Annotated in this window: 27 protein-coding genes; 14 read left to right on the forward strand and 13 right to left on the reverse strand. The window is 62.8% G+C overall.

Going from position 1 to position 24,575, the window contains the following annotated elements:
* Positions 1–5: 5 nt before the first annotated feature.
* The 3 genes from JQ558_RS17805 to JQ558_RS17815 are packed head-to-tail and all read right to left on the reverse strand — an operon-like array spanning position 6 to position 1,668.
* On the reverse strand, positions 6–503 hold the full coding sequence (locus JQ558_RS17805) for a peptide deformylase (RefSeq protein WP_212294417.1): 498 nt from the start codon (positions 501–503) through the stop codon (positions 6–8).
* A 15-nt stretch (positions 504–518) separates the two neighbouring features.
* On the reverse strand, positions 519–1,214 hold the full coding sequence (locus tag JQ558_RS17810; protein ID WP_212294418.1) for a class I SAM-dependent methyltransferase: 696 nt from the start codon (positions 1,212–1,214) through the stop codon (positions 519–521).
* A complete protein-coding gene (locus tag JQ558_RS17815; protein WP_212207905.1) occupies positions 1,204–1,668 on the reverse strand; it encodes an Rrf2 family transcriptional regulator in 465 nt (154 codons plus the stop codon). The genes JQ558_RS17810 and JQ558_RS17815 overlap by 11 nt, the downstream gene beginning before the upstream one ends.
* Positions 1,669–1,838: 170 nt before the next feature.
* On the opposite strand from JQ558_RS17815, the gene JQ558_RS17820 reads away from it, so the two are divergent.
* Together JQ558_RS17820 and JQ558_RS17825 are read left to right on the forward strand one after the other, a co-directional pair.
* Positions 1,839–2,390, forward strand: a complete 552-nt coding sequence (locus JQ558_RS17820) for a carboxymuconolactone decarboxylase family protein (RefSeq protein ID WP_212207906.1) — start codon at positions 1,839–1,841, stop codon at positions 2,388–2,390.
* A gap of 8 nt (positions 2,391–2,398) precedes the next feature.
* Positions 2,399–3,790: an amidase gene (locus JQ558_RS17825; RefSeq protein ID WP_212294419.1), complete on the forward strand. Its 1,392-nt coding sequence runs from the start codon at positions 2,399–2,401 to the stop codon at positions 3,788–3,790.
* Between the two features lie 27 nt (positions 3,791–3,817).
* Here JQ558_RS17825 and JQ558_RS17830 read toward each other — a convergent pair whose 3' ends face one another.
* The 4 genes from JQ558_RS17830 to JQ558_RS17845 form a co-directional block, all read right to left on the reverse strand.
* A complete protein-coding gene (locus JQ558_RS17830; RefSeq protein ID WP_212294420.1) occupies positions 3,818–4,798 on the reverse strand; it encodes a thioredoxin family protein in 981 nt (326 codons plus the stop codon).
* A gap of 2 nt (positions 4,799–4,800) precedes the next feature.
* Positions 4,801–5,502, reverse strand: coding sequence for a cytochrome c biogenesis CcdA family protein (locus JQ558_RS17835; RefSeq protein WP_212294421.1), 702 nt, complete (start codon positions 5,500–5,502; stop codon positions 4,801–4,803).
* Positions 5,503–5,532: 30 nt separating this feature from the next.
* Positions 5,533–5,949 (reverse strand): cupin domain-containing protein, encoded by a 417-nt coding sequence (locus JQ558_RS17840; protein WP_212294422.1) that lies wholly within the window; start codon positions 5,947–5,949, stop codon positions 5,533–5,535.
* A 93-nt stretch (positions 5,950–6,042) separates the two neighbouring features.
* Complete coding sequence (locus JQ558_RS17845; protein WP_212294423.1) at positions 6,043–6,702, reverse strand: VOC family protein; 660 nt, start codon at positions 6,700–6,702, stop codon at positions 6,043–6,045.
* A 394-nt stretch (positions 6,703–7,096) separates the two neighbouring features.
* On the opposite strand from JQ558_RS17845, the gene JQ558_RS17850 reads away from it, so the two are divergent.
* Entirely contained in the window at positions 7,097–7,693 is a 597-nt protein-coding gene (locus JQ558_RS17850) for a YdeI family protein (RefSeq protein WP_212207912.1), read from the forward strand.
* A 58-nt stretch (positions 7,694–7,751) separates the two neighbouring features.
* Here JQ558_RS17850 and JQ558_RS17855 read toward each other — a convergent pair whose 3' ends face one another.
* A complete protein-coding gene (locus JQ558_RS17855; RefSeq protein ID WP_249142520.1) occupies positions 7,752–8,675 on the reverse strand; it encodes a LysR substrate-binding domain-containing protein in 924 nt (307 codons plus the stop codon).
* Positions 8,676–8,807: 132 nt separating this feature from the next.
* Between JQ558_RS17855 and JQ558_RS17860 the strand changes: the two genes are divergently transcribed.
* Positions 8,808–9,203 carry a RidA family protein gene (locus JQ558_RS17860; RefSeq protein WP_212208032.1) on the forward strand — a complete coding sequence of 132 codons (396 nt, stop codon included), beginning with the start codon at positions 8,808–8,810 and terminating at the stop codon, positions 9,201–9,203.
* Between the two features lies 1 nt (position 9,204).
* Positions 9,205–10,395, forward strand: coding sequence for an NADH:flavin oxidoreductase (locus JQ558_RS17865; protein WP_212272582.1), 1,191 nt, complete (start codon positions 9,205–9,207; stop codon positions 10,393–10,395).
* A 75-nt stretch (positions 10,396–10,470) separates the two neighbouring features.
* Here JQ558_RS17865 and JQ558_RS17870 read toward each other — a convergent pair whose 3' ends face one another.
* Genes JQ558_RS17870 through JQ558_RS17880 form a run of 3 tightly spaced genes read right to left on the reverse strand, consistent with a single transcriptional unit; the run spans position 10,471 to position 13,445 of the window.
* Positions 10,471–11,970, reverse strand: coding sequence for a tripartite tricarboxylate transporter permease (locus JQ558_RS17870; RefSeq protein WP_212294424.1), 1,500 nt, complete (start codon positions 11,968–11,970; stop codon positions 10,471–10,473).
* Position 11,971: 1 nt separating this feature from the next.
* A complete protein-coding gene (locus JQ558_RS17875) occupies positions 11,972–12,430 on the reverse strand; it encodes a tripartite tricarboxylate transporter TctB family protein (RefSeq protein WP_212207915.1) in 459 nt (152 codons plus the stop codon).
* Positions 12,431–12,461: 31 nt separating this feature from the next.
* Positions 12,462–13,445, reverse strand: coding sequence for a tripartite tricarboxylate transporter substrate binding protein (locus JQ558_RS17880; RefSeq protein ID WP_211994527.1), 984 nt, complete (start codon positions 13,443–13,445; stop codon positions 12,462–12,464).
* A 206-nt stretch (positions 13,446–13,651) separates the two neighbouring features.
* Here JQ558_RS17880 and JQ558_RS17885 point away from each other — a divergent pair, with 206 nt between their 5' ends.
* From JQ558_RS17885 to JQ558_RS17900, 4 genes are all read left to right on the forward strand, one after another.
* Positions 13,652–14,575, forward strand: a complete 924-nt coding sequence (locus JQ558_RS17885; protein ID WP_212294425.1) for a LysR substrate-binding domain-containing protein — start codon at positions 13,652–13,654, stop codon at positions 14,573–14,575.
* A gap of 166 nt (positions 14,576–14,741) precedes the next feature.
* Complete coding sequence (gene kdgD, locus JQ558_RS17890; RefSeq protein WP_212294426.1) at positions 14,742–15,704, forward strand: 5-dehydro-4-deoxyglucarate dehydratase; 963 nt, start codon at positions 14,742–14,744, stop codon at positions 15,702–15,704.
* 161 nt (positions 15,705–15,865) lie between these two features.
* Positions 15,866–18,076, forward strand: coding sequence for a hypothetical protein (locus JQ558_RS17895; RefSeq protein WP_212294427.1), 2,211 nt, complete (start codon positions 15,866–15,868; stop codon positions 18,074–18,076).
* Between the two features lie 151 nt (positions 18,077–18,227).
* The gene (locus JQ558_RS17900; RefSeq protein ID WP_212294428.1) at positions 18,228–19,385 is read left to right on the forward strand and encodes a substrate-binding protein; all 1,158 of its coding nucleotides are present in this window, start codon (positions 18,228–18,230) and stop codon (positions 19,383–19,385) included.
* A 34-nt stretch (positions 19,386–19,419) separates the two neighbouring features.
* Here JQ558_RS17900 and JQ558_RS17905 read toward each other — a convergent pair whose 3' ends face one another.
* Entirely contained in the window at positions 19,420–20,340 is a 921-nt protein-coding gene (locus JQ558_RS17905; RefSeq protein ID WP_212294429.1) for a TRAP transporter large permease, read from the reverse strand.
* Positions 20,341–20,356: 16 nt separating this feature from the next.
* Here JQ558_RS17905 and JQ558_RS17910 point away from each other — a divergent pair, with 16 nt between their 5' ends.
* On the forward strand, positions 20,357–21,019 hold the full coding sequence (locus JQ558_RS17910; RefSeq protein WP_212294430.1) for a hypothetical protein: 663 nt from the start codon (positions 20,357–20,359) through the stop codon (positions 21,017–21,019).
* A gap of 110 nt (positions 21,020–21,129) precedes the next feature.
* On the opposite strand, the gene JQ558_RS17915 is transcribed toward JQ558_RS17910, so the two are convergent.
* Positions 21,130–21,588 (reverse strand): SRPBCC family protein, encoded by a 459-nt coding sequence (locus JQ558_RS17915; RefSeq protein ID WP_212207923.1) that lies wholly within the window; start codon positions 21,586–21,588, stop codon positions 21,130–21,132.
* A 118-nt stretch (positions 21,589–21,706) separates the two neighbouring features.
* On the opposite strand from JQ558_RS17915, the gene JQ558_RS17920 reads away from it, so the two are divergent.
* From JQ558_RS17920 to JQ558_RS17935, 4 genes are all read left to right on the forward strand, one after another.
* Complete coding sequence (locus tag JQ558_RS17920) at positions 21,707–22,801, forward strand: adenylate/guanylate cyclase domain-containing protein (protein ID WP_212272562.1); 1,095 nt, start codon at positions 21,707–21,709, stop codon at positions 22,799–22,801.
* Between the two features lie 62 nt (positions 22,802–22,863).
* Complete coding sequence (locus tag JQ558_RS17925; RefSeq protein WP_249127711.1) at positions 22,864–23,229, forward strand: ArsR/SmtB family transcription factor; 366 nt, start codon at positions 22,864–22,866, stop codon at positions 23,227–23,229.
* A 12-nt stretch (positions 23,230–23,241) separates the two neighbouring features.
* Positions 23,242–23,772 carry an SRPBCC family protein gene (locus JQ558_RS17930; protein WP_212272560.1) on the forward strand — a complete coding sequence of 177 codons (531 nt, stop codon included), beginning with the start codon at positions 23,242–23,244 and terminating at the stop codon, positions 23,770–23,772.
* A gap of 54 nt (positions 23,773–23,826) precedes the next feature.
* Complete coding sequence (locus JQ558_RS17935) at positions 23,827–24,573, forward strand: DUF899 family protein (protein WP_212294431.1); 747 nt, start codon at positions 23,827–23,829, stop codon at positions 24,571–24,573.
* Positions 24,574–24,575 lie beyond the last annotated feature (2 nt).

The following is a 24,575-nucleotide window of genomic DNA, read 5'->3' on the forward strand; positions in this document are numbered from 1 at the left end:
TCACCTCAACCCCGCGACAGCTTCTCGAACCGCTTGATCAGCCGCTCGCGCTTTAGCCGGGACAGCCGCCTGATCCAGAAAATCCCGTTGAGCTGATCGATCTCATGCTGGTGGCAGACCGCGCGCAGGCCTTGCGATTCCTCGGTTCGGGCATGGCCGTCGATGTCGTGATAGCTGATCCGCAACCGGGCATGGCGCTCGATGTCGTCGTTGACGCCGGGCATCGAGACGCTGCCTTCCTGGTGCATGATCATCTCGGGCGATGTCCAGATGATCTCCGGATTGACATAGGTCCGCGCGCCATCGACCGGGTCGAGATCGAGCACGACGACGCGAAGCGAGACGCCGATATGCGGCGCGGTGATGCCGATGCCGGGGGCGGCGTGCATGGTTTCCAGCAGGTCCGACGCAAGCTCGTGCAGCGCATCATCGAACACGGTCACAGGCTGCGCGAGAAGCGCCAGCCGGGGATCGGGGTAACGGACGATAGGGCGGACGGTCATGAATGTTCCACCGCTTCAGGCGTACGCAATCCAGCCGCGCCAGGTGAAGGCGGCGTAGAACAGTTCGACTCCCTTGAAGCCGGCTTCGCGCAGGATCTGCGCGTCCTGTTCCGGGCTGAACAGGTTCAGATTCTTATCGACCGCCGCACGGGCGCCGTTGGCCTTGTCGGGATCGGCGCCGGAAGCGATGCCAAAAGCAGCGTACCGCGATAGCCATTGCGCGCGCGCCCCTTGCGGAAAGCTGGAGTGTGCGGCCACAAAGGGCGCGCCGGGCTTGAGACGGCGATGGATTTCGCTGGCCGTCCGCCGCCGTTCATCTGCATCGAGAAAATGCAGCGTGAGCAGGCACGTCGCCGCATCGAACGGGCCATCGGGGGCATCGTCGATATAGCCTTGCTGGAGCTGCACGCGCGCGCTGAGCGGACCCAGTATCCGCTCCGCCAGCTTCAGCATCTCCGCCGCCGGATCGACTCCGACGAAGGTCCAGCCGGCTGCGGTCTCCGCCATCGACTTCAACTCCAGACCACCGCCGGCGCCGAGCACCAGCACGCGCGCGTCTTGCGGCGCCTGTTCCGCCAGCAGGATGCTGGTCATGCGGTGAAGGTCGGCAAAGCCGGGCACGAAGCGCGGCGGTCCTTCCGCATAATTCTTCACCGCCTCGGGATCGAAGAAATGATCCAGCATTGCCTGAACGGCGGCATCATTTCGCATGCGCGACCTCCAGGCGATGGCCTTTGCCGCGGCCAATGAGACGCTTGTGAAAATCGGCGCTCAGCTGCGCAAGCGTCACGTCGGCCAGGCGCGACAACAGCAGCGCTTCCGCATCGTCGAATGCGCGGGTGAGGGCGGCATTGACGGCCTGCTCGACAAGGCAGCCGGGTTTTTCAGTCCTGTTGCCGATCGCCAGCAATGAAGGCTCGCCGAGCGCCTCATAAATGTCGCGCAAGGAGACATCAGCCAGATCACGCGCCAGCGTCCATCCGCCGCCATGGCCTTTTTCCGATCGCACATAGCCCTGATCGCGCAAGCCCGCCATGACGCGGCGGATCACCACCGGGTTGGTATCCATGGCTTTTGCCAGTGCCTCTGAGGTCACCGGCTCATCACGCTCGGCCATGTGCAGGAGCACGTGCAACACGCCGGACAATCGACTGTCTCGTTTCATGTAACTATTGATATTACATGAATGATCGACAAGTCAAGCCCGCGCGTGACCGCGCCCACGCCTGACAATACTCAGCGCGGACAGGGCTGCTATTCTCGGCAAGCTGCGCCAAACCTGCTCGGATGTGGCAGGATGGCGGCAATCAGCGGATCATCATTCAGGGAAAGCCCATGTCACGCGTGTCAATCAAGACCAAGAACGATCTCCCGCCCGAGTTGCAGCCGCTGTGGGACAAGATGACGACCTATGGCGCGTTCGAGAACCAGGCGGGCGTGATGGCGCACCGGCCGCCGATCTTTGAGCATACCTGGTCGCTGCTGGTCGATCTCGCCGAGAGTGGCACGTTGTCGAAGCGCCATCTGGAGATCGCGCTGGTCGCGGTGTCCCTGTTGAACAAGTGCGACTATTGCGTTTCGCACCACGCGCCGAAACTGGCGATCCAGGGCGTATCGGAGGAGGGCGCCGAACGGCTGCTCGACTACCAGGACCATCCGGAACTCGACGTCATTGACAAACTCGTGGTCGAATATTCCGTTGCGGTGAACAATAACTGGAGCAAGACCCGCGACGAAATCTTCACCCGCCTTCGCGAACATTTTTCCGAAGCCCAGATCGTCGAACTGACGTGGCGCATCTCGCTGTGTGGCGCGTTCAACCGCTTCACCGATATCCTGCAATGCGATATCGAGCCGAGCGTCCCCGCGCGTGAAGCGGCTGAGTAGGCCGCGCGATGTCCGACGATTTGAACTGGCTTTCCGCCCGCGAGATGACCCGGCGCTTCGCCAAGGGCGACCTGTCGCCGGTCGATATATTGGAAGCGACGCTGGCGCGACTGCATGCGGTCAATCCGGCTCTCAATGCGACCTGCCTGCTGGATGAGCCGCAGGGGAGGCGACTAGCTGCGGACTCGGCGGAACGCTGGCGTCGCGGTGAGCCCATGGGACCGCTCGACGGGGTGCCGGTCGCGATCAAGGACACCGGACATGTCGCGGGCTGGCCGATGCGCATCGGCTCGCACTCGACCGCAACGGCGCCAAGCACGGAGGATACGCCCGGCGTCGCCCGCCTGCGCGAGGCCGGCGCGGTGTTCTTCTGCAAGACGACGACGCCGGAATTCGGCTGGAAGGGGATTACGCACGGCCCGCTCACCGGCATCACGCGCAACCCCTGGGATGTTTCCCGCACGCCCGGCGGCTCCAGCGGCGGCTCGGCCGCCCTGGTTGCGGCGGGCGTCGTGCCGTTGGCCACCGGCGGCGATGGCGGCGGCTCGATCCGCATCCCCGCGGCGTTCAGCGGCGTGTTCGGGTTGAAGGCGAGCTACGGCGTGGTGCCGAATTTGCCGGGGCCGATGGGGACGCTCGCGGTCTATGGCGGCCTGTCGCGCGACGTCGCCGACAGCGCGCTGCTGCTGAACGTGCTGACGCGGCCGGACGCGCGGGACTCCTTCGCCATTCCCTATCGCGGCATCGACTATCTCGATGGCCTCGACCAGGGGGTGGCGGGAATGAAAATCGCATGGTCGCCAGATCTCGGCTTCCCGGTCACCGAGCCTGCAATCGTCGCCGGCATGCAGCCCGCCATTGATGCGCTGGTGAAGGCCGGCGCCGATGTGAAGAGCGTCGATCTGGATCTGTCCGCCGCGCAGCCCGCACTGGAGGTGATCTGGGGCGCATCGCATGCTGCGGTGGTGCGGGGCTTCGACGGTGAGCAATTGGCGGCGCTCGATCCGGGCCTGCTGCGGCTGGTGATATCAGCCCAGGATATTTCGGCGAGCGAATTGCAGGCGGCCCATGCCGACATGCGCACGCTCAGCCAGCAGATGCATCACTTCCATCAGCACTACGATCTCTTGCTGACGCCGACCATCCCCATCACAGCCTTCGCCGCCGGCATCGACACACCGGATCCGGCGCGCTTTCCGCAATGGTTCGATTGGACGCCATTGACGTGGCCGTTCAATCTTACCCGGCAGCCCGCGGCCTCGGTGCCGTGCGGCTTCGTTGATGGTTTGCCGATCGGCCTGCAGATCGTGGGGCCGATGTTCAGCGAGGAGAAAATCCTCCGCGCCAGCCGCTGCGTCGAACAGGCCTGCGCCAGCGGCGCGCGGCCGAGCCTTGTCTAGGAAGCCTTGCCCATCAAGCCTTGCCGATCAACCGAACGTAAAGCTGTAAGCGCTCAGGCCGGCCTTGGGCACCTTCAGGCGCAACACATGCTCGCCACTGCTGCCGCTGTAGATGGGATAAAGCCGGCTTCGATCGATGGTGACCGGCGGTTGCGGCGTGCCGTCGACGGTGACGGAGACCGCTTGCGGCAACGCACTGCCCGCGACCAGATTGATCTTGGGCGCGTTGAAGCGGAGCACGATCTCGCTACCGTCTGCCGAGGCGGTGGCGCTGTCGCCGACGAGCTTCCAGCCGCCACCGAGCGCGAAGCGGCCTTGCGGCACGCTGTCCGGCAGCGCGTAGGATCGCTCTCCAGCCGCGGAATCCTGCGACGCCACGATGGCGCCGTCATTCTTCTCCGACCCGAGATAGAGTTCGGGCGTTTCGACGCCGGCGAGATCGGGATCACTGGCCTGAGCGGACGGCGTGGCTTCGCCGACGAGGCGGGCGATCGTGTTCTCCATCTGCTGGTAGCCGCCTTCGCCGAACTGCGTCGCGACGATGGTGCCGGATTTATCGATCAGATATCCGGCCGGCCAATACTGGTTACCGAAGGCGCGCCAGGTGCGGTACTGATTGTCCTGCGCAACCGGGTATTTGATGCCGAAGCGCTTGATGGCGGTCTCGACATTCGCCGTCTCCCGCTCGAAGGCGAATTCGGGCGTGTGCACGCCGACCACCACGAAACCCTTGTCCTTGTAGGTGTCGTACCACTTCGTCACATAGGGCAGGGTGCGCACGCAGTTGATGCAGGAATAGGTCCAGAACTGCACCAGCACGACCTTGCCGCGCAGGCTTTCCAGCGTCAGCGGCGGAGAATTCAGCCAGGCCGAAATCCCGGCAAATTCCGGCGCGGTGCGGCGCTCGCTCGAAGTGGTTTGCTCGCCGCGGGTCAGCGACGGGCTGAACTGCATGGCGACGAGGAAGCCGACAATCAGAAGCACAACGAGGGTGAGAAGCTTTCGCATGGTCATAGTCCTGTTTGGTGGTTCGGGTAGAAGTCCGAGAGCCACACCGTGATGATGGTGTCGTATTGCGTGTAAAATGCGAACGCGACGAGCAGTACTGCCGCGCCGAAGCCGCGCTGCAGGGCAGGCGTGTAGGGCGCCAGCCTGCGTATCTGGGTGGTGGCGTATTGCCCGCCATAAGCGATCAGCAATATCGGGATCGCCGCGCCGATCGCGTAGGTGACGAGCAGCATGCCGGCGCGTGCGAGGTCTTCCGACGTCGCGATCAGCGTGAGTATGGAGCCGAGCACCGGACCGGCGCAGGGCGTCCATAACACGCCGAGCGAGAGGCCGAGAACGAGGCCGCCGAAATTACCCGGTCCGGCAGCCCGCACGGCGCCATCCGCGTGCGCGAGGAGACCGCTCAACCGCGCCACCAGCCATTCATAGGGTTGCGGCCAGAGCATCAGCACGCCGAAGCCGCCGAGCAGCACGATGGAAATCTTGCGCAAGCTGTCATGCGACAGCCCGAGCACCGTTGGGAACGCGCTGAACAGCAGCGCGAAGCCGGAGAAGGCGATGACGAAACCGCCCACGATGAACAGTGGCCGCAACCGGCCGTGCTGGCCGATCGACGTGCCGAGCAGGATCGGAAGCAGCGGCAGGATGCACGGCGCTGCCGCCGTCAGCACTCCTGCCGCGAGGGCGAGGGCTATGTCGATCATCGCAGTATTCCTCGTGGGAAGCGCTCGCCGTCACTTCTTCAACGTCAGAAGCGGCTTGCCCTTTTCGACGATGTAGGTCGCAAGCTCGCTGCCGGTGACGCTGCCGACATTCTTGGCCGCGTGAACGGTACCGGCCGGAATGAACAGAACATCGCCCGCCTTAAGCGTGACCGGTGGCTTGCCCTCGACTTCGTATTCGAGCGTGCCTTCGAGCACATTGACGATCTCTTCGCCGGGATGGCTATGCTTGCCGAACGCCGCGCCCGGCGCGAAATCGACCCGCACCTGGACGACCTCGCGTCCGGGGATGCTGAGATCATGCCGCTGCAGGTCGGTTCGCGTGATGCCGGACGGCTGTGCCTGCGCTGCCGGCAGCGCCAAAACGCTTGCCGCGATCAACGCCGCGCTCGCCACAACTCGCATCGTCTTCAACAGATGGTTGCTCATATCGATTTTCCTTCGTGTTTGGGAATTTCACAGCCCCGCCCGTACCGGGCCGAAGCCCGGTCGGTACGCAAGGCAGACTTGAGGTTGTTTGACTTAGAGCGGCAGCGGCTCGCCGGCCTGTTCCTTGGCGATGTACTCGGCGTACCAGTCCGGCCAGTTCACATCGTGCTGGCCGCCGTTGCGCTTCTCGTGCTCGCCATGGGCTGCCGCGGCGCGGCGAAGCGCGCTGGCGATTTCGGCCGACGACGAGAAATTCGTGTCGCCTTCGACGCGTCCGGGGGCGCGCGCGGTGACTTCCTGGAACAGCCAGCCATTGCCATCAGGGTCGCTAAAGGAAGCATAGGATTGGTAGGTGCGATGCTCCGGATCCGGGCCGCTGGCGCGATCGCGTCCGAGCAGGAAGGGTTCATGTTTGCCGGAGTACTCGCCGTCGGCGGCGTGGAACACTTCGCTCACCTCGACGCCGCGACCCTGCAATTCCTTGCGCGCGGCTTCGATGTCGGAGACGACCAGATAAAGTCCCTGTGCGGAGCCGGGGGCCGCGGCGGTAACGTTCTTGCCGAAGATGACAGAAGCGTCGGAGCCGGGCGGGGTGAACTGGATAACGCGATAGTCCTTGCCGTCGGTGAAGTCGGCATCGAGCCGCCAGCCGAGGCTGCCGTAGAACGCCTTGGCGCGATCGACGTCGGAAACCGGGATAACGACGACCTCGAGCTTCATGGCGGGGGTCGCGGTCTTGCTTGCATTGGTCATGGTCCTTCTCCCTTTGTGAATTAGATCGGATGCGATCTATTTGCGTACGCGCTATAAAGGCCCGAAAGCACCGAAAGTCAACGCGTCCGATTAAATCGTATACGATATATTATTCACGTCTTCGTGTCCGGCAGGCGGGTGCCGGCTACGGTGAAAGACGGCCTCCAGGGCCGATCCCCAGACAATTCAAACGAGAAGCGGCGCGGCATGCCGGAAATGCCGGGCGATGTGTAAGTTGGCGGCGGCTGGTGCCAGTGCTGGCTGGGGCAATTTGGACGACAGCGACGAAGGAAGCAGGGCAGGCTGCGGACATCCACCGTTCCTGAGGCCCGGTGGTTGTGCACGATGATAGAAGCGTTCAACTACGCATGATTCTTCGATCAAAGGTCCGCCGGTGGCACCCGTTAAAATCAATCCCGACAAGATCCGCGAATTCAAGGACGCCGAGAGCTTCTACAAATGGCTCGGCAAGCACCACGACAAGGAAGCCGAGATCTGGATCAAGATCCACAAGGTGGATTCAGGATTCAAATCGATTACGCCGAAGCAAGCCATCGATGTCGTGCTGTGCTGGGGCTGGATCGATGGTCAGCGCAAGGGTTTTGACGACAAGAGCTATATGCAGCGCTATACGCCGCGCACGAAGAAAAGCATCTGGAGCCGGATCAACGTCGACAACGTCGCGCGCCTGATCGAGGAAGGCCGGATGACCGATCACGGCTTAAAGGAAGTCGACGCGGCCAAGTCCGACGGGCGCTGGGCGCGCGCCTATAACAGCAAGGACATGAAGATCCCCGACGATCTGCAGGCCGCGATCGATGCCGAGCCCAGGGCAAAGGCCATGCTGGCGAAACTCAGCGCGCAGAACCGCTTCGCGCTGGCGTTTCGGACGCACAATATGAAAACCGAAGCCGGACGGAAGAAGAAGGTCGAAACGTTCGTCGCGATGCTCAAGCGCGGCGAGACGATCTATCCGCAAGGCAAGAAATGAGCCCTGGTAGAAGTGGGCGGTGGGACTGAGCGCATGATCACCGCGCGACGAAGAATGATCACTCTGTCGACCGGACGCCATCAATCTCGGCTCGAAGCCAATCTGCGGCGGCCGTTATGACGTGACTCATCGGCCGGTCTGCTACCGTCAACATGTGGTAGGTCAGGCCCTCGACGACGGGTCCAAAGGGTTGGATGAGCCGGCCGGCCATTAGCTCATCCTCCACGAGGCTCAAGCTGAGCAACGCCACTCCCTGGCCGGCCACTGCGGCCTGGATGGCATGGCTTTCGTCTGAAAATCTCAGCTGGGACCTGGGATCGTTCGCAATCACGCCTGCTGCTCTAAACCAACCCGCCCAGGTCGGATTGACCGGATCGGAGCGGTGCCACTCGAAGTGGATGAGCGGCACGCGGTCCAGATCGTCGGGGGTGCGGACGCCCAGATGGGGATTTACAACGGGCGCGAACCGATCGGTAAACATCGCTTCGGCACGAAATCCGGGATAAGGGCCTCGACCGTAGCGGATCGCGAGGTCGATGGCATTGCTCTCAAGATCAACGGCCGCGTCCGAGGCATGTAGGTGCAGGTCAATGTCCGGATGAAGCGCCTGAAATCTCGTAACCTTGGGCACGAGCCACTTCGCCGTGAAGGCTGTGGTTGCGGTGATTGTCACGGTCGGTCGGAGTTTTGTTTTGCGCAGGCGGTCCAGCGCTGCAGCGAATGAGTCAAAGCCTTCGCGCAGCACGGGATAAAGCAGCTGCCCGGCCTCGGTCAGGATGACCTGGCGAGTTCGGCGCTCAAACAGGACGAGCCCGGTATGATCCTCAAGCGACCGGATTTGGTGGCTTATCGCCGTTGGCGTGACAGCCAGGTCGATGGCGGCCTGCTTGAAGCTCCCAAAACGTGCGGCTGCCTCGAAGGCGCGAAGGGCGGAAAGTGGCGGTAGCTGACGCATTGGCTCATACAGATGATATTTGTTCATCTAATGCCTGATGATTTCGAGTTTGTCGAGCGCCAAAGGATTTCTCATATTGCTGCGAACCGGTCGCGTGTATGCCGTTTGAGATGAATTTTTCTCAGCTGCATGTCCGCGATTCAACAAATGGAGAAGTTCATGTTGCAGCGTGTGATCACCCAACCCGACCCCTATGAGCCCTATCTTCTGTCGCAAGGAATTAGGGTTGGCGAACTGCTCTTTATCTCCGGCCAGGCCGGTTACGACGACGATGGCAAGATCGTCCAAGGCGGGTTCCGCGCTCAGGGCGAGCAGGCTTTCGCCAATTTGCGCCGTGCGCTCGAGGCGGGCGGATCAAGCCTGCAGAACGTCATCAAGGTGACGATCTTCCTCACCGCGATGACTCACTTCAAGGAGGTCGTCGACCTTCGCCGCACGTTCTTCAGCGCTCCTTATCCCGCCGACTCCATCGTCGAAGTCAAAGCGCTCTACACGCCGGAAGCCATGATCGAGATCGAAGCGATCGCTGCGGTCGCGACGGCGGGGAGGTCGTGACATGGCGTCTGATGAAGTAGGGAGCCGAGGACTCGAGCAGTCCGCAATCGAGCGCCTTTTCGTCCCTCTGCAGGTTGGCAGCCTCACACTGGCAAATCGGCTTGCCGTCGCGCCGATGACCCGCGTCAGCGCCGATCAGCGTGGGCGCGCAACGCGGAGCATGGCGGACTACTATCGCTGGTTCGCCGAGGGCGGTTTCGGCATGATCGTGACCGAGGGTATCTACACCGACAAGGCGTTCTCGCACGGCTATCTGTATCAGCCCGGTCTGACCGACGCCGCTCAAGTCGACGCCTGGCGTACCGTCGTGGACGGCGTACATCAGGCGGGCGGCCGGATCATTGCGCAACTCATGCACGCGGGCGCGCTCTCGCAGGGCAACCCATATCGTTCGCAGACCGCCGGACCCTCGGCCATTCGGCCGAAGGGAGAGCAACTGGCGTTCTACCGCGGCTGTGGCGCGTACCCCATGCCGGTTGCGATGACCGAGGCAGAGATCGCGGAGGCCGTCGAAGGCTTTGCGCGGGCAGCCCTGTTCGCGAAGGATGCAGGGTTCGACGGCGTCGAGGTGCATGGCGCGAATGGCTACCTGCTCGACCAGTTCCTGACCGAACACGTTAATCTGCGCGCGGATAAATATGGAGGCGATATCGCCCGTCGAATTCAGCTAACCGTCGAGGTGGTTCGCGCAGTCCGGTCTGCGGTCGGCGGCAAGTTCGTCGTCAGCGTCCGCATCTCGCAGGGGAAGGTCAATAACGTCCTCCATAAATGGTCAGGGCATGAGGACGATGCCGCAATCATATTCACGACGCTCGGCCGCCTGCCGCTCGACTATCTCCACACAACGGAGTTCGAGGCGTGGCGTCCTGCCTTCGGTGAAACCGGCGCAAGCCTTTCAGCGCTTGCGAAACGACATGCGCGGCTTCCGGTTCTGGCCAATGGATCGCTTCACGACCCGAAGCGTGCGGCCGCGCTCCTGGCGAACGGTGAGGCAGACTTCGTCTCGCTTGGGCGGGGCGCTCTGGCACATGCGGACTGGCCGGTACGGGCGCGGGCGGCAAACCCCATGGCGGAGTTCGATCGTGCGCTGCTATCGCCCATCGCTGATCTGGCTAACGCGGAACGGTGGCGAACGGCCAGACAGGAGCAGGACGTCCCGAACGGCGACCTCGCATCGGGAGAGGCCGCATAATAGCAGGTCCGTCATCACTATGATCGGGACCTTCTCGACCTCGCTAGGCTCGCCGCCTCTTTCCGAACGCCGCGATCACTCCGCCAGCGCCTCCTGCCTGCTGCGCCGGATCGCCGGGAATATCATCAGCAGGAACAGCACCGCGACGAGGGCGAGCAGCGTGGCGCTGATCGGGCGGCGCAGGAAGACCGAAAAATCGCCGTCCGCCAGCAGCATCGCGCGCCGGAAATTTTCCTCAAGCTGCGGGCCGAGCACGAGGCCGAGCAACAGCGGCGCGGGCTCGACGCCGACCTTGATGAAGAAGTAGCCGATGACAGCGCAGCCGAGCATCAGCCAGACGTTGAACAGATTGTTGGCGATGCCGAAGGTGCCGATGCAGCAGAACAGCACGATTGCCGGGAACAGCAGACGATAGGGAATCTTCAGCATCGAGACCCACACGCCGATCAGGGGCAGGTTGATCACCAGCAGCATCAAATTGCCGACCCACATGCTGGCGATGACGCCCCAGACCAGTTGGGGTTGCTCGCGCATGATCTGTGGGCCGGGCTGGATGCCTTGCATCATCAGTGCGCCGATCATCAGCGCCATCAGGGCATTGGCGGGGATGCCGAGCGTCAATAGCGGGATGAAGCTGGTCTGCGCGCCGGCATTGTTGGCAGCCTCGGGCCCCGCGACGCCCTCGATCGCGCCCTTGCCGAAGCGGGAAGGATCGCGGGCGAGCTTCTTCTCCAGCGCATAGGAAGAGAACGGCGGCAGCGCCGCTCCGCCGCCCGGCAACACGCCGAGGACCGAGCCGAGCATGGTGCCGCGGAGCATCGCCGGGAAGGCGGCGCGAAGGTCGGCGCGACTGGGGATCAGGCTGCGGATCGACTGGCTGACGACGCGCATCGTCGCCGGGCGCTCGAGGTTGGCGATGATCTCGCCGAGACCGAACAACCCCATCGCGACCGGCACGAAGTCGAGTCCGTCGGAGATTTCAGGAACACCAAAAGTCATCCGCGGCGCCCCCGAATTGACGTCGATGCCGACAAGGCCGAGCAGGATACCGAGCAGCACCATCGCGAGCGACTTGGCGACGGAGCCGTGCGCGAGCACGACGGCGGCGATCAATCCGAGCACGAGCAGGCTGAAATACTCGACCGCGGTGAATTTCAGCGCCAGCGCCGCCAGCGGCAGGCTGAGCACGGCGATGACGACAGTCGCGACGGTGCCGGCAAAGAACGACGAGATCGCGGCGATGGCGAGGGCGGTCCCGGCCTTGCCCTGTTTGGCCATCTCGTGGCCGTCGAGGCAGGTGACGACCGAAGACGTTTCGCCGGGCACGTTGACGAGGATGGCCGTGGTCGAGCCGCCATATTGCGCGCCGTAGAAGATGCCGGCCAGCATGATCATGGCGGAGGGCGGCGACAGGCCGAAGGTGAACGGCAGCAGCAGCGCGACCGCCGGGATCGGCCCGATGCCGGGCAGCACGCCGATCGCGGTGCCGATGACGACGCCGATCAGGCAGAACAGCAGATTTTTCAGCTGCAGGGCGGTCGAGAGCCCCATCAGCAGATTGTCGAACAGCTCCATGTCAGAACCATGCTCCAGGCCAGATCGGCACCGGCAAGGCCAGCGCCTTGACGAAGAGCAGCACCGCGGCCGCCGAGAGCCCCAGCGCGAACAGCAGGGTCTCGATCGGCCGCGCTTCCCGCGTCGCCAGGCTGGCGATCAGGATTGCGGCAAAGGACGACAGCGCAAGGCCGAAGCGCGTGGCTGTCAGTGCGAACACGGCTACCGACGCCGTGATCGCGAGCAGGGGTTGCAGCCGGACTGGCGCGATCCCGACAAAGGGGCGGCGAAGGCCGCGGACGGCGAACCAGAGCCCGAAGCCCAGCAGCATGATGGCGATGGCGCGCGGCATGTAGCCAGGCCCCATGTCGGCGGCGGTGCCGCCCGACAAGGTGCGCGTCGCCGCCAGCGCGATGCCAGCGACAGCGATCAGGAACAGCCCGAAGAGCAGGTCCTGCCAATCCGTTCGGCGGGCGTTCATCGCAAGCCTCGCTTCGCCGGTATCGATCGCGTCATTCGCCCTTGATGCCGGCTTCGCGAATGATGTCGCCCCAGCGCTTTGTTGAATCCTTCAGCCAGGTTGCCATCGCATCCGTGCTGCCGGCGCGGACCTCGCCGCCCTGTTCGGCGATCTTTGCCTTGATCTCGGGTGTCTCCAGAATCTTGCCGATCTCGGCATTGAGCCGGGCAATCACTGCCGGCGGCGTACCGCTGGCCACGACGATGCCTTGCCAGGTGCCGAACTCGCCGCCGGGCAGCTTGGCTTCCTTGAACGTCGGCACGTCAGGCGCGGAGGGGACGCGGTTCTCGCCGGTGACCGCCAGACCGATCAACTGCTTGTTGTTTACGAAGGGAAGGGTGGCTGAGGCACCATTGATGAGGGCGCCGCTTTCGCCGGCGACGACGGCGCGGGTGGCGGCAGCACCGCCCTTGTAGGGCACGTGCTTGAACTGGATGCCGAGTTCCTTCTGCATCACCACGGCGGTGATGTGATTGGCACCGCCGACGCCGGAATTGGCCACGGCGAGTTTGCCGGGATTGGCCTTGGCATAGGCGATCAGTTCCGCCGCCGTCTTGACCGGGATCGATTCATGCACGGCCAGTACATAGGGGCCGAACATCACCATCGTGACCGGGGCGAGGTCCTTTTCGAGACTATAGGTCAGGTTGGAAAACAGGCTGGGCGCCGTCGTGAGCGAACCGAGATCGGTCAGCAGCAGGGTCGTGCCGTCAGGCGTCGCCTTGGCGACGGTGTCGGCGCCGAGGTTGCCGGACGCGCCGGGCTTGTTCTCGATCACCACGCTCTGGCCGATCGCCGCCGACAGTTTTGGGCTGATCAGCCGCGCCAGGATGTCCGAGGTTCCGCCGGGCGCGAACGGCACGATAATGCGCACTGGCCGGTCGAAATTTTGGGCGGAAGCTGTGCCCGGCAGTTGGCTGAACAGGATGGCTGCGGCGGCGGCGAGGGCGGCACGGCGCCCGAAACGTGGAAGCATGGTTTCTCCTCCGGTCGAATTCGCGCAAGCGCTCTGCGGCGTCGCGCATCGCGGTCTTTGGCCGCGCTGATGGCACGATAGGCGATGACCGATCCAATAGCGAACCAGAATGAGGATGGTCCGATACCAATTTTGGATCAAATCGCGGACTTGCGCTAGGCTGGCGAGCTGGGAGCCGGTATGCGGCAAAGAATAAAGGGAGTGGAATGTTCGAACTGAGTCAGGTGCGCTGCTTCGTGGCCGTGGCAGAGGAACTGCATTTCGGCCGCGCCGCTGCCCGGCTGAACATGACGCAGCCGCCGCTCAGCCGGCAGATCCAGATTCTCGAACGGATCCTGGGTGTAAAACTGCTTCAGCGCGGCAATCGCCTGGTCCGGCTGACGCCGGCCGGACAAAGTTTCCTGACCGAGGCGCGGCTGATCCTGAAGCTGACGGAGAGCGCGGCGCTGCTGGCGCGGCGCGTAGCGGATGGCAAGGCCGGCTCGGTCAATATCGGCTTCACCGCCGCATCTTCCTATAGTTATGTCCCGGAGCTGGTCGCGGCCTGCCGCCAGCAATTGCCTGACGTCGAGCTGATCCTCAAGGAAATGGTCAGCGGCGACCAACTCAAGCGTCTCGGTGCCGGCGAAATCGATATCGGCCTGTTGCGGCCGCCGATCCCGCGCAGCGGCCTGCAGTTTTTTCGGGTCAAGGCCGAACGGATGATCGCGGCCGTGCCGGCCGGGCACAAGCTCGCCGGGGCGGCGACGATCGATCTGGCTGATCTCGCGGCCGAACCGTTCATCACCTACGCACCCTATGAGGCCCGTTACTTCCACGACCTGCTGGTGGAGTTGTTTTCACGCGCCGCATTGGCGCCGGTCTATGTCCAGCACCTCGCGCAGATCCATTCGATCCTGGCCATCGTGCAAGCCGGCGTCGGCGTGGCGCTGGTACCGGAAGCGGCCGAGAAATTGCAGTTCAAGGGCGTCGCGCTTCGGCCGCTGGCGGACGACCAGCAACGGGCGGCCGAACTCTACTTCGTCTGGCGCGACGACAATGACAATCCGCTGTTGCCGGTGATCGCGGCGATCGCCCGCGACCTGGCCGGCAGAGCGTTTTCCAGCGAAGTGGACACCGGTTCGCGTTAAGAAAACGCGTCAAATCAAGAAGCCAGAGCCCCGTTCCGATGCATCGGAACGGAAAAGGCTCTGGAGCCTGAGCCATCCAATCAATGGATCATTCGATCCAGCAATTGGTCTGCGGCGGCATCAGTCCCGGTCTACTCCTGAGGTCTTCACAGCGAGGACCGCAGCGATGAGCAGAATGACCCCGAAGGAAATGGCACTGACGATCGGCAACGGGCTGCTGTCGTTTCCCGTCACGCCATTCGACGCAGCCAACAAATTCGACGCGGCGCGCTATCGCTCCAATCTCGACTGGCTGTGCAGCTATGAGGTGGCCGGTCTGTTCGCGGCCGGCGGCACCGGCGAACTCTTCTCGCTGACGCCGGCGGAAGTCGTCGACGTCGTTACAACTGCGGTGCAGCAGACCGCCGGTCGCGTACCGGTGCTCGCCGGCATCGGTTATGGCACGGCGATGGCGACCGAACTCGCTGGCGCCGCAGAGCGGGCCGGTGCGGACGGCATCCTGCTGCTTCCGCCCTACCTGGTGTTCAGCGAACAAGCGGGGCTGGCCGCGCATGTCGAGGCGGTCTGCAAGTCGACCAGCCTCGGCGTCATCGTCTATAACCGCGACAACGCCATCCTCACCGAGGACACGATCGCAAGACTTTGCGAGCGCTGCCCGAACCTCGTCGGGTTCAAGGACGGCGTCGGCGACATCGAACAGATGACGCGGATCTATCTACGCATGGGGGACCGCCTGACCTATGTCGGCGGATTGCCCACCGCCGAGACCTTCGCGCTGCCTTATCTCGAAATGGGCGTCACGACCTATTCCTCCGCCGTGTTCAATTTCGTGCCTGAGTTCTCGACCAAATTCTACGCGGCCGTGCGGCGGCGCGACCGCGAAACCGTCCAGGCCGGTTTGCGCGATTTCATCATGCCGCTGCTTGCGATCCGCAACCGCAAGCGCGGGTATGCGGTCTCGATGATCAAGGCAGGGATGAAAGTGATCGGCCGTGATTCCGGCCCGGTGCGCTCGCCGCTGACCGATCTGACAGCATCGGAGGTCGAGGAACTTTCGGCGCTGGTCAGCCGCCTCAAAGCGAGCGAGTTTACGAGGCGGGTGACCGCGTATTCAAATCTGACCGGATGAAGAACACCAACCAGGACGGGCTCACTAATACGCATGCATGAGGATGTGAAATGAGAGTTTGACACCCAGATCATCCCGTCGGACCGGCAGGAATCTGCGCCAGAATCCATTTATATGATCGACCAAATGTGCTACCCCTACGTGTGTTAGGGGGCCGCGCGATGTGGAATAAATTTTTCGGCAAGGGTAAGCAAAGCGGCGCTGCCGAGCCTCGCCAGAATCTCAATCCGGAAGAGATGATTTTGATCGATGCCCGAGCCAATCTCGCGGCAACGGGTAGTCTTACCGCAATTCTTGTTCATCTGTTTGAGGCCAAGGCCAATTTCGAAGCCAAAGCCAAAGAGGCAAGCCCGGAAAATGCGCCGTGCTACGAGGCAATCGCAGCGTGGAGCGATGAGTGCATGCGTGCGATCTACACTACAGCGACCGAGATCATCAAGCGGTGCCGCCCCGTTGTCGACGGTGGGGGGAGCTATGATCCATACGCCGGGATGGCCGTGACCGACTGTCTTGTTGTCCTGGAGAAGCTCAAGGAAATCCTGGATGGACAGATTGCGCTCCCAATCAGCCAATGGGACCGAGAGTTGGCGATCGACGCTCTCGAACGTCAGCACTTCCCGGCACTTTGGCAGCTGTGCGTTTGGCTGAGCGCCGCGTGGCATCAACTCGAAGATGTCATGGAACTTCGACAAGCCATGATGCGGTTCGTGAGCATGGGAGAAATCTTTGAGAACCGGCGTGGGGCCGGCGAGCAACTCAATCGAATGGGCATTATCAACGCCCTGCATGTCTACCGGGATGCACGCCTGCGTGGATTGACGGAGCCGGATCAGGGAATAATCGCGGAGGCTTGTGCCGAAGGACTGCGGGACTTCGGACATGAGACCGAAGATCGCGCCAGGCGCGCCGTCAACGCCGGCGATCTTACGCCTGATGCGCGATACCTCGATGCCAAGGATGTCATGCACCTCGGCCTGCATTCGCAGATGCGGCGGGTTGGAGGCGTTTTTCTTAGCCATCGTGGTCCGGACTGCAAACGGGCGTTGATGGATCTGTATGGCAAGCCCCGGCCGACGATATTCCTCGATATTTGGGCACGTCCTCGGGGCGATACAAACCGCCGTTTCTTGTGGCGTAATCTCGGCGCCTCGGAAGAGATGCACGCGTTCGTCACCAGCAACTACGCAGCATCGAACTATTGCCTGAAGGAGGTGGAGGCTTGGGGATTGCTAAGTGCTGCACGCGGTCATTCGCCGGAAGCCACGCCGGGATCCTTTATGGTTATTAATGACGCACCGTCGACCTTTGTTGAATCCGGCGGCGCCGGTTCACCATTGTGCGCCTGGGCACTGCGTCGTCGACGTAACGAATCGACCATCGAGTCGGCACTGCGCTTCAGTCGTGAGGCGGTCGACATGGCTAAAGCTCCACTGGGTGTACGCCTCGGCGAAAGCGAGGCCGAGGCGTCGGTTTCAGATGAATGGAATCGGGGGATATTCGCAAGCGCAATTCTGTCGCCACGCCCCGGAGAAACCACTGCCGATATTCCTGCCATGATGCTGGCGCACGAACCGATCGCTGCGCTTTTGACTCTCATGAATCGTGCAATCGAACTTCTGAAGACCGACGCGAGTGCGACGGACGAACTTCGGCAAGTCCTGATTCAAATCGAACAGATAATTCCCGAACGGTCGCCGGACCACACTTCGCAGTTTCGAGCGCTGCTGCGGTCGGTTATCGAACATCTCGCGACAGCAATCGAACTGAAGCGCAGGACGAGAACCGAGCCATTCTATTATTGCCTTCTTCATGTGTTGCAGGCGGTCGTGATCATGACGGATCACATTTCAACGGGCCTGGAAGACTCTGATCCCGGTGTATTCTCCCGTAGCCTTGTTTATCTTGGAAAATTTGGAGCGAGTCTTGACTCGGTAGTGTCACAAATCGGAACGCTGAGTCTTACCTTGACGAGGGCCGGCTTCTACCTCGTCGATCAGGATGCGCTGAGCGGCGGCCTCTTGCTAGGCCTCCTTCCGGTCAATCATGAGTCGGACAGGCTGGAACTACGTATCGATTCGACATTTGAGCCGGCAATGTCGGCATCCATGGTCAACACGATAGTTCAAGCAGGACTGGATTGCCGCACGGTGCAGGTTGTGTGCGAGGTCGAACCTTATTTTTGGCAGTGTGTGGTTGTGATTGCTGCGGTCGCTTCGTTTCCCAGCCGCAACTACCTTTTCATCGATGCAGAGGGTGGGCGGTCGCTTGAAACCCAAATCGGAGGGGTGAAAATGGAAGACTTCGCCCATGTCATCGTTGCTTGCATCGAAGACCTGCCTCAGCCGCTGATAAACCGACCTGACATCGGGTGAGTCGAGGAACTCTCGGCGCTGGTTGGTCGCCTCAAAGCGAACGAGTTTACGACCCGGTGGCTCGCGGCGGCGTAAGTCGGCGCGGCTGCGCGCCTAACGGATCCCTTGTAGGCTCGTCCCCAACTGATTCTTGGTTGCGGAGGGGACGCGTATGGCGTTGCGGTCGATCAAACGAATGGCGCTCGCGCTGCTGGTCTGTGGCGCAGGCCTCAGCAGCGTCGATGCCGCCGAGCCGATCCGTGTCGGCGCGGTGCTGCCGTTTTCCGGCGGCGTCGAGCTTTACGGCCAGCAGGCCAAGCTCGGGCTCGACCTCGCGGCCAAGGAAATCAACGCGGCGGGCGGCATTCTCGGCAGACCCGTTGAGGTGATGTACGCCGACGACAAAACACGGCCGGCCTCCGCCGAGGCCGCGATGCGCAAACTGATCGAGAGCGATGGCGTTGTCGCGGTGGTCGGCCCGATCACCTCGGCAAACCTGAATGCGGTCGTACCAATTGCCGAGAGCTCGAAAACGCCGCTGCTCTACGCCACCAATTATGAGGGCGGCAAATGCAGCCGTTATGTCTTCTCGTTCTCGACCGTACCCAACCAGGACATGGGCCAATTGCTGCCCTATATGAACCAGAGCTTCGGCAATACTTATTTCCTGCTGGGCGCAGACCGGGTCTGGCCGCATCAGATGTTCGACATCGCAAAGCCGCTCATTGAAAAGCTCGGCGGCAAAATCGTCGGCACGCAATATACGCTGGGCACCGAGACGGATTTCACCCCGCTGATCGCGCAGGTCGCGGCGGCCAAGCCGAGGGTGCTGCTGTTTGCGCTCAAAGGCGACGGCATCGATTTCATCCGGCAGGCCGACGACAAGGGATTGTTCAAGGAGACGACGGTCGCGTTCCTCGGCTTGTCCGAAATCGACCTCGGCATCTTTCGCGGCAAGGGCCAGAACATGCACACGGCGGTGCCGTCGGTCGCGACCAGCGATGACCCCGCCCTCAAAGCGTTTGTCGCCAAGGTTCGCGCCGAGGGCGGCGCGGACGTTCTGGTGTCGAACTACGTCATGACGCACTACAACACGCTGATCGCGCTCAGGGGCGCGATCAAGAAGGCCGGCAAGGTCGACAAGGAGGCCATCATCGACGCGATGGCGGGGCTCGTCTTTCCATCGCCGACCGGGCCAGTGACGATCGACCAGAACCACTACGCGACGATGAACATGTTTATCGCCAAGACGCAGGGGAGCGAACTCGTCACGGTCCGTGCGCTGGGCCAGATCGCGCCGCAGCCGGGATGCAAACTGGCGGATCGCTGATGCGGAGGCGCTCCATCGGGCACCTCCGTTGCCTCTACTGGCCGTAGCCCACAAGCAGTCTCGGTAGCCACAATACCGTCGCGGGAAACAGCGAGATGATGATCAGCACCGCGACCCCGGCGCCCAGGAAGGGGCCGAGTTCACGGCTCTCTTCTTCCAGTTTCACGCCGGCGAAGTTGGCGCAGATATAGAGCAGGATGCCGACGGGTGGCGTGATCAGCCCGAGGCAGAGGTTGAACACCATCACCAGCCCGAAATGGACGAGGTCGATGCCGACGGCCTGGACCACCGGCACCAGCACCGGGATCAGGATGAACATCGCCGGCAGCGGCTCCATGAAGATGCCGATGATGAGCAGGAAGACGTTGATCATCATCAGGATGATCGTCGGATCCGAGGAGAGGGAGCCGATCCAGCTCGCGAGCGCGCGCGGCGTGCCCGACACCGCGAGCAGCCAGCCGAAGCCCGATGACAGCGCGATGACGAACATCACGAGCGCGGTGTCGAGGGCGGTCTGGATCAGAATCGGCCAGATCGTCCTGAGGCTGAGCTCCCGGTAGATGAAGAAGTCGATGAACGCGGCGTAGACCACGGCGATGGTGGCGCTTTCGGTGACCGTGACGATGCCGCCGGTGACGCCGATCAGGATGATCACCGGCATCATGAGCGCCCAGCTTGCCGGCAGGAACAGCCGGGGAATCTGCCGGATCGGCACGGCTTCCGAGACGGGGTAGTTACGCTTCACCGAGATCCAGTAGGCCGCGACCATCAGCGACAGCGCAAGCAGGATGCCCGGCACGATGCCGCCGAGGAACAGCGCAATGATGGAGACGCCTTTTCCCGCGGACAGCCCGTAGATGACCAGCGGGATCGAGGGCGGGATGATCGGCCCGTTGACGCAGGCCGACGCCATCAGCGCCGCGGCGAAACCGCCGCCATAGCCCTGTTTCTTCATCGCCGGGATCAGCACCTTGCCGAGTGCGTCCCAGTGGGACTATCTGCAAGTCGCCGAATTCTGCCGCTTGCACGGGCGAGAGGAAGAGGCCGTTCGCCGTGCTGAGGAGGGACTCTGGGTGTTCGAGGATGAGCGGCCGGACGAGCGGCTCGTACTCTTCGCAGCGGACGCCCTTTCGAAGGCAGGTCGAAGCGCAAATGCCGAGGCGCACCTGTGGCGTGCTTTCGAAAAGACGCCGTCGCTCCATCTCTACTGGCGGCTGCGCAAATTCGGCGGCGAGGAAACCCGCGCTCGCGCTGTCAGCTTCCTGGAGGCCAAGCAGGCCTCAGGCGCGCGATTCCATTGGTTTCAGCCGTCCGATCTTCTCATCCGAATATGGATGCAGGAGAAGATGTTCGATGCAGCCTGGGCGGTGGCGCGGAAACACGGCTCGTCGCCGGCCTTGAAGGACGAACTTGCCAGGGCGAGCGAGGCGACGCATCCGCGTGAGGCACTTGAAGTTCATGCCGAACGCGTTGTTTTGCTTGTCAATACTGGTGGCAATGCAGCTTACGCGGAGGCAGCAAAATTGATCGCGCGCATGGCGACCATGCGCAGCAAAAAAGAGCAGGCGGATTATGTCCTGGGGCTCAAAGCGCGTTTCGATCGCAAGCGCAACTTCATGAAGTTATTGGATTGACTTGGCGCCGGCACGCGACGCGGCGCTCTACCGGCGGGTGTCAGCCGCCTGCGCTCGGCGCTTGATCTTCCCAAGCCAGTCGCTTGACGAGGATGACGCGGGGTGAGCCGTCACGCCGGCTTGCGCGTGCCGTTCGGTCCCCAATCAGGACCGGGATCGCGGCCGGCGGCGACTGATGTCAGCCGGCCGAGGTAATGCGCCCAACCCTTGTCATGGCTGGCGCAGGTGGCTTCATTGGGAAGACCGCTATGGGTCATGCGCAGCAGCGTGCCGCCATCCTGTTCGATCAGATCGATTTCGATCAGGCTTGATCCCGGCGGCACCTCGTCGTTGGTTTCCCAGCCGAAACTGTAGGCGAGGCGGTGCACCGGCACGACTTCGCGAAATGCGCCGCGCGCCGTAGCGCTGCCGACGCCTTTCAGGAGATAGAGCCCGCCCGGATGCATCTCAGTCGTCGCCTCGGTGCCCATCCATTGCACGATCTTGTCGGGATCGGTGAGGAAGGCGAACACGCTGGCGCGGGGCGCCGCAATGTGGGTCTCGCGCTGGACGACGAACGCTTCAGTCATCGAAAACCTCGTTGCTCGTTGGCATGAAGAAGGTGCGACCGATGCGAACATATGCCCGCGCGCGGATTTACCAAGGGCGGTTGATGACAATGACGCGCCGCTGCCACATGATCGGCCCATGCAACTCAATTCGACGCTGACATGGCTGGTGGATGCGGCGGGCGCTGCACCGGGTGCGGACCGGTTCCTTGCCGAACTCGGTGCGCATTTGATCGCTGATAAATTGCCGCTCGCCGGTGGCGCCCTGACGCTCGCGGTCCCGCATCCGATCATTGCCCGTCGTACCTGGCTATGGCGGGCCGACAACGGCGAGGTGATCGAGGCTGTAGGTTTCGCGCCGGCGGGATTCGCAAATGCAGGACAGAAGGATTCCGCTGGTGATGCCGGCCGCCACTGGCTGGCCGGGCTCGCGGGCGGAATGGTGCACGAAGACGTCGTGGGCCCGGGACCGGATGGACCTGTGCTCTCATGGATCGGGCCGCGTCAGTTCACGGAAGCGGAGATCGCCCGGTTGCGCGAGGCCGCCCGTTTTGCCGCCGCACCACTCGCCGCCCTTTCAGCGCGCGCGACGCTGACCGCAACGCTCGAGGCCTATCTCGGCCGGCGCAGTGCGGCGCGCGTTCTGGCAGGACCATTGCGGCGTGATGTCGGCGAAACCATCCGTGCCGCGTTGCTCTATGCGGATCTACGCAGTTTCACCGCGCTGTCCGAGACTTCGCCGCCGGCTTCCGTCATCACCGCGCTCGATGCCTGGTTCGATTGCATGGCCGGTGCCGTTCACGCCTTCGGCGGCGAAGTGCTGAAATTCATCGGCGACGGCATGCTGGCGATCTTTCCGGTTATCGGCGACAATCCCGGCGATGCCTGCACCGCCGCGCTGCGCGCGGTCACATCAGCCCAGGCCGGAATGGCACATCTCGATGAGACGCGGCGAGAGCAGGGGCTGCCATCTCTCAGCTTCGGCGCCGCGCTGCATCTCGGTGAAATTCTGTGGGGCAATATCGGCGCGGCGGACCGGCTGGATTTCACCGCAATCGGTCCCGCCGTCAATCTGGTCAGCCGGCTCGAGGGGCTGTGCCGGCCGCTCGGCCGGACGGTTTTGATTTCCGGCGCGGTCGCTCGCGAGCTCTCCGCAAAACTAATCCCGCTCGGAACGCATCCGCTGCGCGGCATCGCCGCTCCCTGCGACGTCTACACCGTGCCGGGCGGCTAGACCTTCGGAACTCGATCACAAAGAAGTTAAACCGATCGGTTGACAATCCGGACTGCACGACTATGTTAAACTACATGGTTGAACAAGAGACCCATCTCGATGCCGTCTTTCATGCCCTCGCGGATCCCACCCGGCGGGCCATGCTTGGCCAGCTCGCGGAACGCGAACTCACGATTGGGGAACTGGCGACCCCGTTCAGCATGAGCTTTGCGGGTGCGTCGAAACACGTGCGGGTGCTGGAGGACGCAGGGCTGGTGAAGCGCACGATCCAGGGCCGCACCCATCTGTGCCGCCTGGAAGCGGCGCGGCTAGCAGAAGCCAATGAGTGGCTGCGGCGTTATGAGCGCTTCTGGACTGAAAAACTCGACGCGCTGGAATCCCTGCTGCGCGCCGAAGACGAAGCGGCGGCAAAGAAAAGCAAGACGTGAAGGAGTAGAACGATGGATGCGAAGACACCCGATGCCTACGGCACGCTGATCGAACCCACCACGCTGAAGATCCAGCGGCTGTTGCCCGGTCCGATCGAGCGCATCTGGGCCTATCTCACCGACAGCGACCTGCGCCGCAAATGGCTGGCGGCAGGCGTGATGGAGATGAAGGTTGGCGCGCCCGTCGAATTCGTTTGGCGCAACGGCGAGCTCAACGATCCGCCAAGTCCGCGGCCGGCCGATTTTCCCGAAGAACACCGCATGCAAAGCCGGATCACCGAACTCGATCCGATGCGCAAGCTTTCCATCGCCTGGAACAACAGCGGCGACGTGACGTTTGAACTGGAGCCAAAAGGGCAGGGCGTGCTGCTCACGGTGATCCATCGCCGTCTGCCCGATCGTTCGACCATGCTCAAGGTCAGCGCCGGCTGGCATATGCATCTCGACGTCCTTGTCGCACGCGCATCCGGCAATGAGCCGGCGCCGTTCTGGGAAGGCTGGAGCAAACTGCAAAAGGAATACGACCGGCGGCTGCCGGCCTGACGCCGCAGCACGACGCCGACCGCAACAAGCATCGCACCAAACAGGAGGCTAGCCATGATTCAGGCAATGAAGACGCATGTCGTTTCGGCAATGGAGTGGGAAGCTGCGCGCCAGCAGATGCTCGTGAAGGAAAAAGCCAATACCCGTGCCCGTGACGCGCTGGCGGCCGAGCGCAGGCGGATGCCGTGGATGGCCGTGGAGAAGACGTACGCGTTTGAAGGACCGGGTGGCAGAGCGAGCCTGGTCGACCTGTTCGACGGCCGCCGCCAGTTGATCGTCTACCGCGCGTTCTACGAGCTTGGCGTGCATGGTTGGCCCGAGCATGCGTGCCGCGGCTGCTCCATGGTGGCCGATCAGGTCGCCCACCTCGCTCATTTGAACGCGCGCGATACCACGCTCGTTTTCGTTTCGCGCGCGCCGCAGGTGGACATCGCGCGGCTGAAAAAGCGGATGGAATGGGATATGCCCTGGTACACCGTCACCGACAGCTTCGACAAAGACTTCGGCGTCGACGAATGGCACGGCACCAACGTGTTCATCCGCGACGGCAACAAGGTTTTCCGGACCTACTTCATCAACAACCGCGGCGACGAGCAGATGGGCGGCACCTGGAACTACCTCGACATCACGCCGCTTGGCCGCCAGGAGATCTGGGAGGATTCTCCGGAAGGTACGCCGCAGACGCCAACCTACAAATGGTGGAACTGGCACGACAGCTACGTCCCGAACGCCGCGCCCGATAAAAAGTGGGTCGAGGTGTCGGACGCCGGCGAGGCCGCCATGCGCAAGCAAAGCGGCTAATC

The organism is Bradyrhizobium sp. AUGA SZCCT0160, assembly GCF_018130105.1.
GTDB lineage: Bacteria > Pseudomonadota > Alphaproteobacteria > Rhizobiales > Xanthobacteraceae > Bradyrhizobium.